We start from the raw sequence: 15075 nt of genomic DNA, 5'->3' as shown, positions 1-15075 counted from the left end.
TGTGGGAGAGATAGGGGGAAAATTCTGGGACTTTTTCTCTGAAAATTAGGTAATTGACCAGATGAGAATCGGTAAAACCCTACACCCCACACCCCACACCCCACACCCTGTCCCCACGAAAAACTTTTTCAGCAGACCCTACTTAGTGTGCTAATTTATCTCGCCATGAACCAAACAACCGCCAATTATGTTGAACGCTGGTTATTAGCTTTATGGGATTTTTTTTTTTCGTTTTTGTTGTTTTGGGGTTTGTTTGGGTTGGGGGGTTTGGGGGGGGGGGGGGGGGGGGGGGGGGGTGGGGGTTTGTGGGGATGTGGGGAAGTGGGGAAGTGGGGAAGTGGGGTAGATAGGGAAGTGGGGAAGTGGGGAAGTGGGGAAGCTGTCTCATCACCCTATCACCCTATCACCCTATCACCCTATCACCCCAAAACCCTATCACCCCAAAACCCTATCACCCCAAAACCCTATCACCCCAAAACCCTATCTCCTGTCTCCTGTCTCCCGACTCGATTCTGGCTGCTATAGTAGAAAAGCACCCATTGCTGACGATATCTGAGGTAGATTGCCGTGACTATTGCTTTAGACCAACTGCTTACCCCCGACATTTTTCGACCAGCGCGTTATTTGGGCAACGAGTTAGGCGCTAAACATAAAGAATGGGCAAGTGCTGTGGTTCGTTGGGTGTTAACCTATCCGGAAGTGTACGAAGTGGGGGCATCTAACCTCGGCCATATTATCCTCTACAATATCCTCAATGCTCAACCCCGCCAACTCTGCGATCGCACTTATTTACCCGCACCGGATTTAGCCCAAAAACTCAAACAGACAAAAACCCCCTTATTTGCCCTAGAATCCCGTCGTTGCCTCACCGATTTTGATATTCTGGGTTTTAGTCTCAGTTATGAGCTAGGAGCCACCAATATTTTAGAAATGCTCGACCTAGCGGCAATTCCCTTGACTTGGAGAGCAAGAGAATCGGGTAACTATCCGCTAATTTTTGCCGGGGGACAAACTGCCACCTCTAACCCCGAACCCTATGCCGACTTTTTTGATTTTATCGCCCTTGGTGATGGCGAAGAATTATTGCCAGAAATCGGTTTAATTTTAGAAGAAGGTAAACTAGCTAATCTAAGCAAAGAAGAACTATTACTAGATTTAGCCCAAATTCCGGGGGTATATGTGCCGCGTTTCTACGATGTCACCCCAATCGGTGCAGTTATCCCCAATCGTGACGATGTACCGCCAAGAATTTTACGCCGGGTAGCGACTCCTATCCCAGCCTATTCTATCGGTTTAGTTCCCTTCGTGGAAACGGTTCACGATCGCCTGGTGGTGGAAATTCGTCGCGGTTGCACTAGGGGATGTCGTTTCTGTCAACCGGGGATGTTAACCCGTCCCGCGCGGGATGTGCAACCGGAAGCAGTAATCGAATCGATTGAAAAAGGAATGCGAGCGACGGGATATAACGAATTTTCCTTATTATCTCTCAGTTGCTCCGATTATCTAGCTCTACCTGCCGTGGGTATGGAGATTAAAAACCGTCTCCAGAATGAGAATATATCTCTATCGTTACCCAGTCAAAGAGTCGATCGCTTTGACGAAAATATTGCTAACATAATTGGGGGCAATCGTCAATCGGGTTTAACCTTTGCACCGGAAGCGGGAACCCAACGAATGCGCGATGTGATTAACAAAGGGTTAACCAACGAAGAATTACTCAGAGGGATAAAAACTGCTGTCGAACAGGGTTGGGATAAGGTCAAACTCTATTTTATGATTGGTTTGCCAGGGGAAACCGATGTCGATGTCATCGGTATTGCGGAAACCCTGCGTTGGTTGCGTCGGGAATGTCGTTTACCGAAGCGGAAACCCCTCGATTTTACCCTAACTATCTCGAATTTTACCCCTAAACCCCATACCCCCTTCCAGTGGCATTCCGTCTCGACGGCCGAATTTATCCGCAAACAGGAGTTATTAAGACAGGAATTCCAAGGCATGAGAGGGGTAAAAGTCAATTATACCGATGTCCGCATCTCGGCTATGGAAGATTTTATCGGTCGCGGTGACAGAAGTTTAGGGAAAGTGGTGCTGCGCGCTTGGCAATTGGGAGCCGGGATGGATGCTTGGTGGGATAATACGGAAAAAGCCTATCAAGCATGGTCACAGGCGATCGAAGAATCCGGTTTAACTTGGAAATATCGTCGGATAGAACAGGGAGAATGGCATATTTTTGCCGATGCAGACAAAGATATTTTAGAGCGTCCTTTGCCCTGGGATCATCTGGATACCGGTATCGATAAAAAATGGCTACAGGAGGACTTAAAACGCGCCCTAGACGCGGCAACAGTCCCCGATTGTTCTTTTGAGGGTTGTTCCCATTGTGGCGTTTGTAGCCTCGATTTTGGCCATAATATCGTTATTGAAGCGCCTGCGATTCCCGCTTTTGCTGGACATTTTCAACCCAATCAAGAACGCGCCCAAAGAATTCGGGTTTGGTTTGGCAAAATTGGCGAAATGGCCTTAGTTAGCCACTTGGATCTGGTGCGTTTATTTGATCGCGTCGTCCGTCGGGCTGCTATTCCCATTTCCTTTACCGGTGGATTTCACCCCGGTCCGCGCATTTCGATCGCCAATGCTTTATCCTTGGGAGCAACCAGTAGCGGTGAGATTGTCGATTTTGAATTGACAAAAGTGATCGATTTAGAGAGGTTTAAACAGCAATTAAGCGCACAATTACCCGCAGATTTACCAGTTTATCAGGTGGAAGAAATTCCCTTAAATGCCCCCGCTGCCACCCGTTTGTTAGAAAAAGCTGCGTATTTGCTCACTTTTAACAGTGAGGGAATTGACTGCCAACAATGGCAAAATTGGATCGAGGCGATTAAGCAAGCAACGGTGATGGAACGGGAAAAAACCACCAAATCCGGCAAAAAAGTCACGATTAATCTGCGAGAACAATTATATGAATTAGAGTTAAAAACTGTTGACAAGGAAGCCGTTTTGTGCTATGTGGGCAGTTGTCGCAATGATGGCACTTTACTACAGCCCGATCATCTCGTCGAGATGTTAGAAAGGGTTTCTGGACAGGAAATTTCGCTGCTTAATTGCCATCGTCAGTGCTTGATTTTAGGAACTTAACCATCGTCAACTGTTCCCTTTATACTAACCCCAGAGAGTCAGCTAATCTTGATCGACTAATTCTAAGCAATCATCAATCAAAGCTGGCCGATAACTTTGAACAACCATCGGTAAAAAAGCCCCTCTTAAACCCTTTTTTATTCTCTCGGCCGTTTGATCAAAAACCACAAATAAAGGATGAATTGTTTCTGCACCTTCACTAAACATATGTTGTTCTCTGGGGGGCATTAACCATTCATATTCTTTATCTAAACATATTTGTGTTTCGCGCCAGCGTTTCAACAAATCAGAAAAATCTTCCCCCGGACGATGGATAAAAATCAGGATTTCTGAACCTAATTTAATTTTCCATTCCGGATCACACATCAGAATCGCCAAATCACAAGCTAATTGTACCGTCTTTCTAGATTCAAGGGCAGAAGATGGACGAATTCTGACCAAGGGCAAGGGAATAGTAATTAAACTCTCTTCAGGACGACGCATACTAGGAATTAACTCTAAATAGGGGCGATATTGTCGCAATAATTCGATCGCCCCCTCACGACAGCTATATTCCGCTAATAAAGTTTCGTAAGACACAGATTCACCTAATCAAATAAAAGGAGATGAAAATTCAAATCTTGCTGATTTCCAGCTACCGGCAATAGTCACTGATCACTGATCAACTTATCCCAACGCATCGAAGATTTTAAACATGGGCAGGTACATAGACAGAAGAATAGTTCCCACCATCCCCGCAATACCAACCATCATCAAGGGTTCAATGATACTGGTTAAAGCTTTAACGGCCTGTTCCACCTCATCTTCGTAGAAATCCGCCACTTTCATCATCATGGCATCTAATTCTCCCGTTTCCTCGCCAATACTAATCATTTGAATTGCCAAAGCTGGGAAAACATTGGCTTTTTGTAGGGCCAAACTCATCATTCCCCCCTGCTGAATTTCCGCCTTGGCACCAGCGATCGCATTGGCAATTACCTGATTACCCACCGTATTACAAACGATGTCGAGGGAACTTAAAATCGGGACACCAGAACGCGTCAGAGTCCCAAAAACCCGGCAAAATCTAGCCACAGCCGACTTTTCATTCAAATCACCAAAAAGAGGCATTTTAAGGAAAAAGTGGTCAATTTGTAGACGACCCATCGGGGTTTTGTAATAGCGACGCAGTAAAAAAACCGTGGCAACAATGGTGACAATCGGAATTAAAATTAACCAACTACGCATCACACCACTTAAAAAGAGCATAAATTGCGTTAAAGCTGGTAGTGGCACGTTTAAATCGGTGAAAATTTTCGCAAACACGGGAATTAAAAAGATCGTCATCCCGAAAAACACAATTACCGCCAAAATTCCCACCGCTACCGGATAGGTCATCGCCGATTTAATCTGGTTTTTCAAGCGGGCCATATCTTCCAAAAGTTTCGAGAGACGGTTCAGCACTTCATCGAGTACCCCCCCCGTCTCTCCAGCTTCGACCATACTGACATAAAGTTCATCAAAACATTCGGGATGTTTGGCCATCGCTTCCGATAACGGAGTCCCTTGCTGTACCTCAGCACTAATCGCTTGTAGAGCTTTTTTCATCTTGGGATTACCGCATTGATCCCCCAAAACTCCCAAACATCTCACAATCGCCACACCAGCATTAATCATTACCGAAAATTGACGGGAAAAAACCGCTTTATCTTTGATGGAAATGCTGGCAAACATCAACTTTAAACCGGAAAGATCGATCTCTCCCCCCACTTTTTTGACCTTACCGACGGCGGCATATTTCGCCTTCAGCATCGTCCGGGCCTGTTCGGGAGACATGGCCTCAACTTTCTCTTGGAAAACTTTTCCAGAGCCGTTTTTAACTTGTGCGACAAAATTAGGCATAGGACAAATCAGTTATCAGTTATCAGTTATCAGTTATCAGTTATCAGTTATCAGTTATCAGTTATCAGTTATCAGTTATCAGTTCACTGTTTACTGTTTACTGAAAAAACTTCCCACTCTCCTATACCTTTTAAACAGGATTTAGGATTAAATCCGGGCTTTAGCGTTAGCGCCGGCCCCGGCGATAAGACGTTGTAATTCATCGGGTTTACCGCTTTTAGAAATGGCTTCTTCCAAAGAGACAACACCCCTAACAACTAAATTAGCTAATCCCTGTTCCATGGTTTGCATTCCTAACTTCATTCCCGTTTGAATTGCTGAATAGACTTGGGGGGCTTTTCCTTCCCGAATTAGGTTAGCGATCGCTGGAGTTACCACCATGATTTCCTGTACCATTGCCCGACCAAATTCCCCCGGTTTAGGATTTTTTTTCTTGACTAGGTTTTGACTAAAAACTGCTAGTAAAGAATTGGATAACATGGCGCGAATTTGTGCCTGTTGGTTAGCAGGAAAAACGTCAATAATCCGATCCACTGTTCCCGCTGCCGAGCTAGTGTGTAGGGTTCCGAAGACTAAGTGACCGGTTTCTGCCGCCGTGATTGCCAAACTAATTGTTTCTAAATCCCGCATTTCTCCCACAAGGATAATATCAGGATCTTCCCGTAAAGATGCTCTTAAAGCGTTAGCAAAACTCTTGGTATCTTCTCCTTTTTGTCGTTGGTGAAACAGACTTTTTATATTAGGAAAAACGTATTCAATTGGGTCTTCTACAGTTAAAATATGTTCAGACCTAGTCCGATTAATTAAGTCTAAAATTGCCGCTAAAGTGGTAGTTTTACCTGAACCTGTTTGGCCAGTTACGAGAATTAATCCCCTCGGTCTTTCCGATAACTCCCGTACTACTCTAGGTAAATTTAATTGTTCAAAGTTAGGAATTTTAGAGGACAAAGCCCGTAAACAAGCTGCATAAGCCCCCCTTTCTTTATAAACATTGACCCTAAATCTTGCTAATCCTTTCACCCCGTAGGAACAGTCTAATTCCCAATTCTGCTCTAACTCTTTTCTTTGGGTATTATTGAGCATACTAAAAATCAATTTCTGACAATCTTGCGGGGTTAAAGATTCTTCATTAATCGGGGACAGTTTGCCACTAATGCGAAAATAGACCGGCGCCCCAGACTGAATGTGCATATCGGAACCGCCCATCTCGACCAATTGTTCCATTAAATCTTCGATCATTAATTCCATAAGTTAAACCCCATCTATAAGGTAAAATCAGTGAACAGTGAAAAGACATTGGGAAAGTGCTATTTAAGACTACTCACTTAATACTCCTTACTTAAAACTCAAATCTCATAACTGATAACTGAAAAACTGTCTTAATCACTAAATCGCGGTGTCATACAATAGGGACAATCGAGCCATTCTGGTTGTAGTTCGGCGCGACAACCACGACAGATTAAACCGCTTTTCCGTTTGGCTTTTAGTTCCGCTTCCAGACCGGAATCGGTAAATGTCACCCGTTCCACTTCTTCGAGGGTGGTGTAACCCTCGCGCACCAGATTTAAACTATAGGCTAGGAGTGTCACCATGCCCTCATCGACGGCCGTCTCCTTAATGCGATCAGTGGTTGCCCCTTGGTTAATTAACTGCTGCAGTCGTTCACTATTTTGCATTACCTCATAGACCCCGACGCGACCTTTATAACCGCTGCCGCTACATTTGGGACAAAGATTACCCTGTTTTCGCGCCTGTTGAATTTCCTCTAGGGTTAGGGTATTAGCCTTATAAAAGGTCACTTCCCGTTCATTGGCGGCGGCAAGACCAAAACGGGCTAATTCCTCTTGGGTGGGGTGATAGGCGACTCGACACTCGGTACAGACGCGCCGCATGAGACGCTGGGCCAAGACTCCCAAGAGAGAACCAGAAATCATAAACGGTTCAACCCCCATCTCATCGAGACGAGCGATCGCACCTGCGGCATCGTTGGTGTGTAGGGTGGTTAGGACCAAGTGACCAGTTAAGGCCGCCTCGATCGCTGTTTTGGCCGTTTCCTTGTCCCTAGTTTCTCCCACCAGAATCACATCCGGGTCTTGTCGCATGAATGCCCGCAAAATCGAGGCGAAATCCATGCCTTTTTCGCGAATTACCTGCACCTGGGTGATGCCCGGTAGAGAATATTCGATCGGATCTTCGGCCGTACTAATATTGACCCCGGGGTGATTTCTTTCGGCTAACACCGAGTATAAACTGGTGGATTTCCCCGAACCGGTCGGGCCTGTCACCAGCAACAGACCAAAGGGACGACTGGCCATGTCTCGGACGATTTGCAGGGTCTTTTGGTCGGTGATTAGTTTATCTAAACCCAACTGGGTAGCCGAGTTGTCGAGAATCCGTAAACAGACTTTTTCCCCGTAGCGACTGGGTAGGGTATTAACCCGAAAATCCACTTTCCGCCCTTGATATATCCGCCGAATTTTACCATCTTGGGGAAGACGACGTTCGGCGATATCGAGATCGGCCATGATTTTAAAACGGGCTGTCACCGCCGGGGTAATTTTTTTCGGCAGTGGATCAAAAGCTTGATGAAGAACTCCATCTTTGCGAAAGCGAATTTTCAGGAATTCTTCTTGGGGTTCGATGTGAATATCGGAAGCCCATTCCTGTAGGGCTTTAGCTAGAATTTTATTGACGAGGTTGATGACGGGGGCTTGATTAGCGTCCCCTTCTCCGAGATCATCGGCCACTTCATCGTTAGCACCCCCGGAGGCCACATCAATATTGCCGACAATATCGGTGAGATCCGAGAGTTTTTCCAGGTCTTTTTCTTTTTGCAGTCGGGCTTTTTCCTGTTCTAGTTCCGATTGAGCCGAGTGGAATTTTTCCAGTAATCTTTCATAATCTTCGCTGGTAATCACCAAACGCTGTAAACCTAAATCCTTGGGACGGAGAATACGATTAATATCGTCGGAAGCCTCGAGGTTGTCGGGATCGACCATGGCTATCAAAATCGCAGCCGGCTCTCCTTCGATCTTTCGCAGGGGGATGAGACGATAGCGACGACAAAGATCGATCGGAATCAAAGAATCGATCAATCGGGCTATTTCCAGTCCATCCACATCGGTTAATTCGGGGTCGATCGATTCGACTCCGTAGAGAATTTTTAGTTCAAATAACTGGTTTTTCTTATACTGTCGCTGTAAATCCGGGGGCAAAGGGCGCCCGGTTAGTTGTTGTAATATTTCTACTAGCGATCGTCCCGATTTCCGTGTTTCCACTAGGGCCTGTTGCATCTGGTCGGCACCGATATAGCCCGACTGCACCAACTTGTTACCAAAGGGCGAAAAGTAATTGCGCAGGGCAACGGCACGGGTTTTCTTGGAAGAAAATGTCATAGACGATTCTTAACCTCTCCACTACCCTTAAATATTCCCAATTTTACTGAGAGAATTGTATTCTAGCAAAAATTTTTCTAGATCACCGATTATCTATCGGGGTCGCTTATATCCAGTTACGGATCTTGTCCACAAAATGTTACATTAAAGGTTAAACCTTGATTATTAGCTGGTACTTAAAGACCAAAATTAGCAGTAAATGGTCATATATTGCCAAATTACCCAATAAAATTGTATACTATGAGTGCAGAACCGAATAACTCAGTAATTTTCGACGAAAACCAAGAATCCTTTCCTAATTACCCCGAATCCCTTACAACCGAATCGGAAGCCACTGTCACCGATGAAGCCAAAACGGTGACGAGCCAGGCAGCCTCTAGCGAGGAATTTTCCCTTCTAGGGGGAATGACTATCGATGCTCTACAAGAGGAAATCGACACTCTCAAACAGCAGTTAGAGGAACAAACCCAACAGGTTGATGCCTACAAGAAACGCTATATCACTCTAGCAGCCGAGTTCGACAATTTTCGCAAACGCACAGCCAAGGAAAAAGAGGAACTGGAAACAAAAATCAAGGGCAAAACCCTGATGGAAATTCTTGGCGTGGTGGATAATTTTGAGCGCGCCCGTACTCAAATTAAACCTGCTAATGATGGCGAGATGGGTATTCACAAGAGTTACCAAGGGGTCTATAAAATCTTAGTAGAGAGTCTCAAGCGTTTAGGCGTTTCCCCCATGCGTCCGGAAGGTCAACCCTTTGATCCCACCTACCACGAAGCGATGATGCGGGAGTACACCGATGAACATCCCGAAGGCACGGTGGTCGAGCAGTTAGTGCGAGGATACACTCTCGGAGAAGATGTTTTGCGTCATGCTTTGGTAAAAGTGGCCGCCCCCAAAGAGACAGATCCTAACGCTGCTCAGTCAGAAGCGACTGCCATCCCATCCCAGGAATCAGTCTAACACCTCCACATCAAAAATTGTTTAGGTATTTGGGAAGAGGGGATATGTGTTTCCTCCCTATCCCCTCTTCCCACTGAAAGACTTTTTCTCGCTTTTATCTTTTAATTAAAAACGCTTCTATACCCAAGGCTTTTGCCCCTTGATAGTCCTCTTTTTTACTATCGCCAATATGCCAAGCTTGTGCGGGGGGACAATCATGTTTTTGTAGGGCGATTTGAAAAATTTCCGGATCGGGTTTAGCCGCTCCTGTCTGGGAAGAAATCGTGATCGATCGAAAAAAATATTCTAAGCCTAATTCGGCCAAAACTTGGTAGATACGACTATCAAAATTAGAAATAATGCCCAACTCGATCCCCTGAATCTGCCAGAGTCTTAAAGCGGGAATGACATCCTCGTACAGGACCCAAGGCTCGGCCGTGGCAAAATGATGATAAAGTTCGCCAAAAAAAGCCTCAAAATCGGGAAATCGTTCCAGATAACCTAAATTATTAAAAACTGCCCCAGTCAGCGATCGCCACCAGCGATACTCTAACTCGGGAATTTGTGCCGGTTCAACCTTAGGAAAAGCTAGGGGGGGAGAAGTGGGGAAAATAGCCAAGAAAGATTGTTCTAGACTCTCGGCCGCCACCTCTACCCCAAAATCAGCTGCTATTTGACTATAAATTGCTCCGACACTGCCTTTTACTCCAAAAAGAGTACCCACAGCATCGAGAAAAATAACTTGCGGTTTCTCCATGAGAGTTTTGTCTATAAAGGTCTGACTGAGGTTTTTAGGGTCGGTCCTTTAGCTGGTCTAACACACCTAACAATTGCTCATTTTAAAGGATTATGGCGAAAATTCTCGGATCACTTGCCAAACCCTTAATACCTCTGCCACTGTCCATGCTTGGGCAAAAGCGCCCCTAGGGGTAAAAGGGGCATTACCATCGAAAATTTCGCTTAAATTACCGATACAGCTATCCCGAAGATGGTCGATCATCGGTGTTAAAAAACTCTCAGCTAGGATGGGATCGCGATAGACTTTCAGATGGGCCTCGATAAATGCCCCTAATAACCATCCCCAGACTGTCCCCTGATGGTAGGCACTATCTCTTTTTAAGCGATCGCCACTGTAAACGCCAAGGTAATCAGGATGATCGGCATCTAGCGATCGCAAACCGCGAGAAGTCAACAATTTTAAAGCACAAATATCGACAATAGCCCTTTTCTGTGGGGAATTTAATAACTCCTCCACCGACAAAGACACGACAAAAAGTTGATTCGGTCGTAAACTGGCATCATTACCCTTGTCCGTATCCAAAACATCGTAACAATACCCCAGAGAATCATCCCAGAAGCGAGAGAACCCTTTTAGGGTCATTTTTCTCATTTTTTCGTAATCAGTGGCATCCATGCCCAAATAATGGGCAAATTGAACCATTATTTTGAGGGCATTGAACCAAAGGGCATTAATTTCTACGGGTTTGCCGATGCGGGGAGTAATCACCCGATCATCAACTTTGGCATCCATCCAAGTCAATTGTACTCCCGCTTCGCCAGCATAGATCAAACCATCGTCATCTAGGTGAATATTGTAGCGAGTACCGCGACGAAACCAAGCGATCACTTCCTTTAAAGCGGGATAAATAGTTCTGAGAAACTCAAAATCTTGGCTTTGGTTAAAATAGGAACGAATGGCTTCAAAATACCAAAGAATAGCATCGACAGCGTTATATTCGGGCATTTCTCCCCCATCGGGCAGTAAATTCGGCAATAAACCCTGGTCTAGATAACGGGAAAAAGTTAGTAAAATCTGACGCGCGATCGCAGGTCTGCCTGTAGTCAAAGTTAATCCTCTTAGGGAGATCATCGTATCGCGACCCCAATCACCAAACCAAGGATAACCCGCGATAATTGTTTTGCCCTCCGGTTGATCCCGGAGAGGACGACTAACGATAAACTGGTCGGCAGCGAGGGTAAGTTGTTGAATCCATGGCGGCTGCTGGGGATTAATCAGACTATTCTCGTAGCGATAGCGAGACTCTAGAGAAGATTGACCGTTTAAATTCGGATCGGGACGGGTACTAGCGGCAATTGTCACCGATTCTCCCACTTTAAGAGTAGCCGAAAAACTAGCCCCATGGAGATGATTTTCTCGATCGATTAAACCACGATAACGTTCCACGGCCAAATCAAAGCGATAATACCAGATATGAGCGGGAAAAACCTGTCCTTGACTGATTAATAGATAAAAAGGTACAGCATGGTTATATGCAATCACTCTTACTCCTTTTTCCAGGGGACTAATAGCCATTTGCCAGTTAAAACCCTGGGTATTGCCGTGAAAATCACGATAATTGACAAAAGCAGTCAGATTGAGAGTTAGGGGAGAATTGCCACGACGGTAGGTATAGTGAGTATAGGTGGTATTTTCTCCCTGTTCCATCCAAATGCGCTTTTCTAGTAAGGCATCCCCGCAGATAAAAGTCCAGACGGGAATTGTGCCTTCCAGATGAAAACTTTCGATATTAATATAGCCTTGCGGTTCGATCGTAGCACCTAACCAGCGATTGCTGGCCAGATGATAAATTTTCTGGTTATATTGTACCGATTCATCGATTTTAGTCACAAGAAGCGTTCTTTGCGTCGGTGGAGCCAAAGCAGCGATCAAGAGGCCATGATAACAGCGAGTTAGCAATCCGGCCACAGTTCCCGCGGCAAAACCACCGATACCATTAGTGACTAACCATTCGCGCTTTTCAGCCACTGGGAGACAATTACAGATATCTCGACCAAAACGGAGCTTGACCATGGGCTTCCCAATTCCTAGTAATTTTGTTATAATAGAAAATTGTGTCTTTATATCTATAGAGTAACTCTATCTTAAGGAGGAAAATCAGCAGTGAGTAAACGTACTTTAGAAGGAACCACGCGCAAACAGAAGCGCACTTCCGGATTTAGAGCGAGAATGCGTAGCGTCAACGGACGCAAAGTAATTAAAGCTCGTCGGAAAAGAGGGCGCTATCGTTTAAGTGTTTAGGTTATTCTGGGAACCGACTAATTTTCGTGGGACTACCCCAAATTCATCGCTTAAAACATCGACAGGATTTTCAAGCTGTCTATGGAAAAGGGAGGCGTTATCACGGTTCCCACTTAACCTTAATTAGTTTAGAGGATTCTTGCCCAGATCACCCTCTCCCCAGTCGTTTTGGTATCTCGATTAGCAAGAAAGTTAGTAAAAAAGCAGTGGTTCGTAATCGACTAAAAAGGCAAATACGAGCGGTAATTCGGCAGTTATTGCCAGAAATAGCAGCAGGATGGCGAGGGATAATCATTATCCGTCCAGGGGCGATCGAGTGCAATTATGAACATTTTTTGCGAGAATTAAAGCAGTTGTTAGTGAAGGCCAATATAATTCATGGGCATTAAAGAAGAAACTTTTTATGAAGGGGGTCCGCACATCGGCGACCTAATCATCAATATCCTGCTAGGATTTACGGTGATTTGTTTACCTTTGACCGTTGGGGCAGTGGTACGGGCAATCTGGTTAAGATATAAGATAACCGATCGGCGGATTTCGATCACCGGGGGTTGGATGGGACGAGATCGCACAGATATTATCTATTCAGAAGTGGCAAAAGTGGCAAAAATGCCGAGAGGAATTGGTATTTGGGGGGATATTGTCGTAACTCTCAAGGATAGAAGTCGTTTAGAAATGCGCGCGATGCCGAAATTCCGGGAAATTCATGACTATATTGCCGAAAGAGTCGCCGATAAAACCGGTCGTCCCCTAGAATCGATCATCAGTCAATAAAACAAAATAATCGATCGCCGAGATTCGATAAATTAGATTTGTTACAGTGCAACCCCATTAAACGAGAAGGCATAGATTAAACCCATGGATTTTGGAGTCGGATTTATTTCCACAAATATCATGTTGCCAATCCTAGATTTTTTCTTTCGGATTGTGCATAGTTACGGTTTCGCCATCATTGCTTTAACGCTGGTGGTGAGATTTGCCGTCTTTCCCCTCAGCGCCGGCCAGATTCGCAATATGAGAAAAATGCGAATCACTCAACCCTTAATGAAGGAAAGACAGACAGAAATTCAACAACGCTACAAAAATGACCCCCAAAAACAACAGGAGGAAATGGGCAAATTAATGCAGGAGTTGGGCAATCCCCTAGCGGGTTGTTTACCCCTGTTATTACAAATGCCGATTCTTTTGGCTTTATTTGCGACTCTGCGGGGTTCCCCCTTCTCGGACATTAACTATACCGTCGATTTACAAGTGCTGCCAACCGAACAAATCGCCCTCGTGCAGCGCCAACCCTATGCCACCAAACCCCAAAACGTCTATATTGACGAATCTCTCCACTATCCCATCACCGCTTTTTTACCCCAAGGCAATAAAATCGCCCCGGGAGAACAGGTAAAAATCGACCTCCAAAACGACCAGGGCAAGTCTTTGGGCCAATTAGCCACGGAAGTACCCGAAAATAACCTAAAACCCACCTACGAGGTGCTTAAAGGGCAAGAAATGGTGCAAGTTAATGAAGACGGTTCCATCGTCGCTTTAGCCCCCGGAGATGCCAGTATTAAAGTTATCGTGCCGGGGATTGCCGCTAATACGGGTTTTCTCTTTATTGAGGCCCTGGGAAGAATTGGGGCAACCGGTGCGAATGGTGAAATTCACTGGGATATCTTGGCGATGGTGATCGCTTTCGGTATTAGTATCTATGTTAACCAAGAGTTATCCGGTGCCGGCGCGCCTTCGGGGGGAGCAGCCCAACAACAGCAAACGGTGAATAAAATCACCCCGATAATTTTTAGTATGATGTTCCTGTTTTTCCCCTTACCGGCGGGGGTATTGATGTATATCTTAACCGCGAACATCTTCCAAACTATTCAAACGGTGATTTTGATGCGGGAACCTTTACCGGAAAACCTGCAAAAATTGGTAGCGGAACAGGAAAAAACGGAAAAATCCCGCGATGCTCTCCCCTTTGAAAAACGTTCTAGCAAGAAAAAGGAAAAAACATCGTAATGAGTATATGGGAGCAAAATAGCGAGAAAGCTAAACAATGGCTGGAAAAACTGCTAAAGTTGATGGCCATGCCCGCAGATGTCCAGATTGGTGTGCAGGAATTGGGAACTGGACCTTCCTCCTGTTGGTTAATTATTGATAGCAGTCAATTGAGTCCCCAACAAGTGGAACTTCTCCTCTCTAACAAGGGTGAGGGACTGGATGCGATTCAATCCCTAGCTAATACGATTCTGAATATTGGTGTCGAGTCGGCAGAACATCAGTTCTATATTGTCGAAATCAATGGCTATCGTCAACAAAGACAGTCAGAACTTTTCGACTGGGTGAATCAAGCGGCGACGCAAGTGCGGCAAACAGGACAGGAAATAGAATTAAAAGCCCTATCTTCGGCGGAACGTCGCCAAATCCATGCCTTTTTTCAGGAAGAAAACGATTTAACCACGGAAAGTCGCGGCGTGGAACCCGATCGCCGATTAGTAATTCGTTTAAAATAAGAGCAAAGGGTGGGGTAAAACCTGCCCTCTTTTTTATTTTAGGGGCTGCTGAAAAAGCTTTTCTGGGGGCAGGGTGTGGGGTGTGGGGTGTGGGGTGTGGGGTTTGATCGATTTTCAGGTGGTCAACTACCTAATTTTCAGGGAAAAAGTACCTGAATTTTCCCCCCTATCCCCGCAA

Annotated in this window: 13 protein-coding genes; 7 read left to right on the top strand and 6 right to left on the bottom strand. The window is 45.3% G+C overall.

The features are described 5' to 3' along the window. The first annotated feature begins 567 nt into the window (after positions 1 to 567). Positions 568 to 3138, top strand: coding sequence for a TIGR03960 family B12-binding radical SAM protein (locus tag O9295_RS02085; RefSeq protein WP_288031281.1), 2571 nt, complete (start codon positions 568 to 570; stop codon positions 3136 to 3138). Between the two features lie 42 nt (positions 3139 to 3180). Here O9295_RS02085 and O9295_RS02080 read toward each other — a convergent pair whose 3' ends face one another. The 4 genes from O9295_RS02080 to O9295_RS02065 all read right to left on the bottom strand — a co-directional run bounded on the left by O9295_RS02080 (position 3181) and on the right by O9295_RS02065 (position 8414). Next, positions 3181 to 3717: a hypothetical protein gene (locus O9295_RS02080; RefSeq protein ID WP_061432556.1), complete on the bottom strand. Its 537-nt coding sequence runs from the start codon at positions 3715 to 3717 to the stop codon at positions 3181 to 3183. 87 nt (positions 3718 to 3804) lie between these two features. Further along, a complete protein-coding gene (locus tag O9295_RS02075) occupies positions 3805 to 5019 on the bottom strand; it encodes a type II secretion system F family protein (protein WP_288031279.1) in 1215 nt (404 codons plus the stop codon). 147 nt (positions 5020 to 5166) lie between these two features. After that, the gene (locus O9295_RS02070; RefSeq protein WP_002797770.1) at positions 5167 to 6267 is read right to left on the bottom strand and encodes a type IV pilus twitching motility protein PilT; all 1101 of its coding nucleotides are present in this window, start codon (positions 6265 to 6267) and stop codon (positions 5167 to 5169) included. 131 nt (positions 6268 to 6398) lie between these two features. Next, the gene (locus tag O9295_RS02065; protein ID WP_288031277.1) at positions 6399 to 8414 is read right to left on the bottom strand and encodes a GspE/PulE family protein; all 2016 of its coding nucleotides are present in this window, start codon (positions 8412 to 8414) and stop codon (positions 6399 to 6401) included. A 240-nt stretch (positions 8415 to 8654) separates the two neighbouring features. On the opposite strand from O9295_RS02065, the gene grpE reads away from it, so the two are divergent. Then, on the top strand, positions 8655 to 9377 hold the full coding sequence (gene grpE, locus O9295_RS02060) for a nucleotide exchange factor GrpE (protein WP_190721736.1): 723 nt from the start codon (positions 8655 to 8657) through the stop codon (positions 9375 to 9377). A gap of 94 nt (positions 9378 to 9471) precedes the next feature. On the opposite strand, the gene O9295_RS02055 is transcribed toward grpE, so the two are convergent. Together O9295_RS02055 and O9295_RS02050 are read right to left on the bottom strand one after the other, a co-directional pair. Further along, the gene (locus tag O9295_RS02055) at positions 9472 to 10113 is read right to left on the bottom strand and encodes an HAD-IA family hydrolase (RefSeq protein WP_288031275.1); all 642 of its coding nucleotides are present in this window, start codon (positions 10111 to 10113) and stop codon (positions 9472 to 9474) included. Between the two features lie 90 nt (positions 10114 to 10203). After that, a complete protein-coding gene (locus O9295_RS02050) occupies positions 10204 to 12168 on the bottom strand; it encodes an amylo-alpha-1,6-glucosidase (protein ID WP_288031273.1) in 1965 nt (654 codons plus the stop codon). Between the two features lie 90 nt (positions 12169 to 12258). Here O9295_RS02050 and rpmH point away from each other — a divergent pair, with 90 nt between their 5' ends. From rpmH to O9295_RS02025, 5 genes are all read left to right on the top strand, one after another. Beyond that, entirely contained in the window at positions 12259 to 12396 is a 138-nt protein-coding gene (gene rpmH, locus O9295_RS02045) for a 50S ribosomal protein L34 (protein WP_002739276.1), read from the top strand. Positions 12397 to 12422: 26 nt separating this feature from the next. Then, positions 12423 to 12785: a ribonuclease P protein component gene (rnpA, locus tag O9295_RS02040; RefSeq protein ID WP_147069143.1), complete on the top strand. Its 363-nt coding sequence runs from the start codon at positions 12423 to 12425 to the stop codon at positions 12783 to 12785. After that, positions 12775 to 13170, top strand: a complete 396-nt coding sequence (locus O9295_RS02035; RefSeq protein ID WP_002763099.1) for a PH domain-containing protein — start codon at positions 12775 to 12777, stop codon at positions 13168 to 13170. Before rnpA ends, O9295_RS02035 begins: the two co-directional genes overlap by 11 nt. Before the next feature lie 84 nt (positions 13171 to 13254). Further along, positions 13255 to 14403 (top strand): membrane protein insertase YidC, encoded by a 1149-nt coding sequence (gene yidC, locus O9295_RS02030; protein WP_288031271.1) that lies wholly within the window; start codon positions 13255 to 13257, stop codon positions 14401 to 14403. Continuing rightward, entirely contained in the window at positions 14403 to 14897 is a 495-nt protein-coding gene (locus tag O9295_RS02025; protein ID WP_288031269.1) for a Jag family protein, read from the top strand. Before yidC ends, O9295_RS02025 begins: the two co-directional genes overlap by 1 nt. Positions 14898 to 15075 lie beyond the last annotated feature (178 nt).

The sequence above is a fragment of the Microcystis sp. LE18-22.4A genome (assembly GCF_027531105.1).
GTDB lineage: Bacteria > Cyanobacteriota > Cyanobacteriia > Cyanobacteriales > Microcystaceae > Microcystis > Microcystis aeruginosa.
The sequence above is the reverse complement of the archived record's forward strand: the minus strand, read 5'-3'. Positions and strand labels throughout refer to the sequence as shown.

What these genes read in the sequence shown, in the direction of transcription:
- O9295_RS02075 (WP_288031279.1), bottom strand. Translation starts at nt 5,019, where the DNA reads ATGCCTAATTTTGTCGCACAAGTTAAAAACGGCTCTGGAAAAGTTTTC.
- O9295_RS02070 (WP_002797770.1), bottom strand. Translation starts at nt 6,267, where the DNA reads ATGGAATTAATGATCGAAGATTTAATGGAACAATTGGTCGAGATGGGC.
- O9295_RS02065 (WP_288031277.1), bottom strand. Translation starts at nt 8,414, where the DNA reads ATGACATTTTCTTCCAAGAAAACCCGTGCCGTTGCCCTGCGCAATTAC.
- grpE (WP_190721736.1), top strand. Translation starts at nt 8,655, where the DNA reads ATGAGTGCAGAACCGAATAACTCAGTAATTTTCGACGAAAACCAAGAA.
- O9295_RS02055 (WP_288031275.1), bottom strand. Translation starts at nt 10,113, where the DNA reads ATGGAGAAACCGCAAGTTATTTTTCTCGATGCTGTGGGTACTCTTTTT.
- O9295_RS02050 (WP_288031273.1), bottom strand. Translation starts at nt 12,168, where the DNA reads ATGGTCAAGCTCCGTTTTGGTCGAGATATCTGTAATTGTCTCCCAGTG.
- O9295_RS02035 (WP_002763099.1), top strand. Translation starts at nt 12,775, where the DNA reads ATGGGCATTAAAGAAGAAACTTTTTATGAAGGGGGTCCGCACATCGGC.
- yidC (WP_288031271.1), top strand. Translation starts at nt 13,255, where the DNA reads ATGGATTTTGGAGTCGGATTTATTTCCACAAATATCATGTTGCCAATC.
- O9295_RS02025 (WP_288031269.1), top strand. Translation starts at nt 14,403, where the DNA reads ATGAGTATATGGGAGCAAAATAGCGAGAAAGCTAAACAATGGCTGGAA.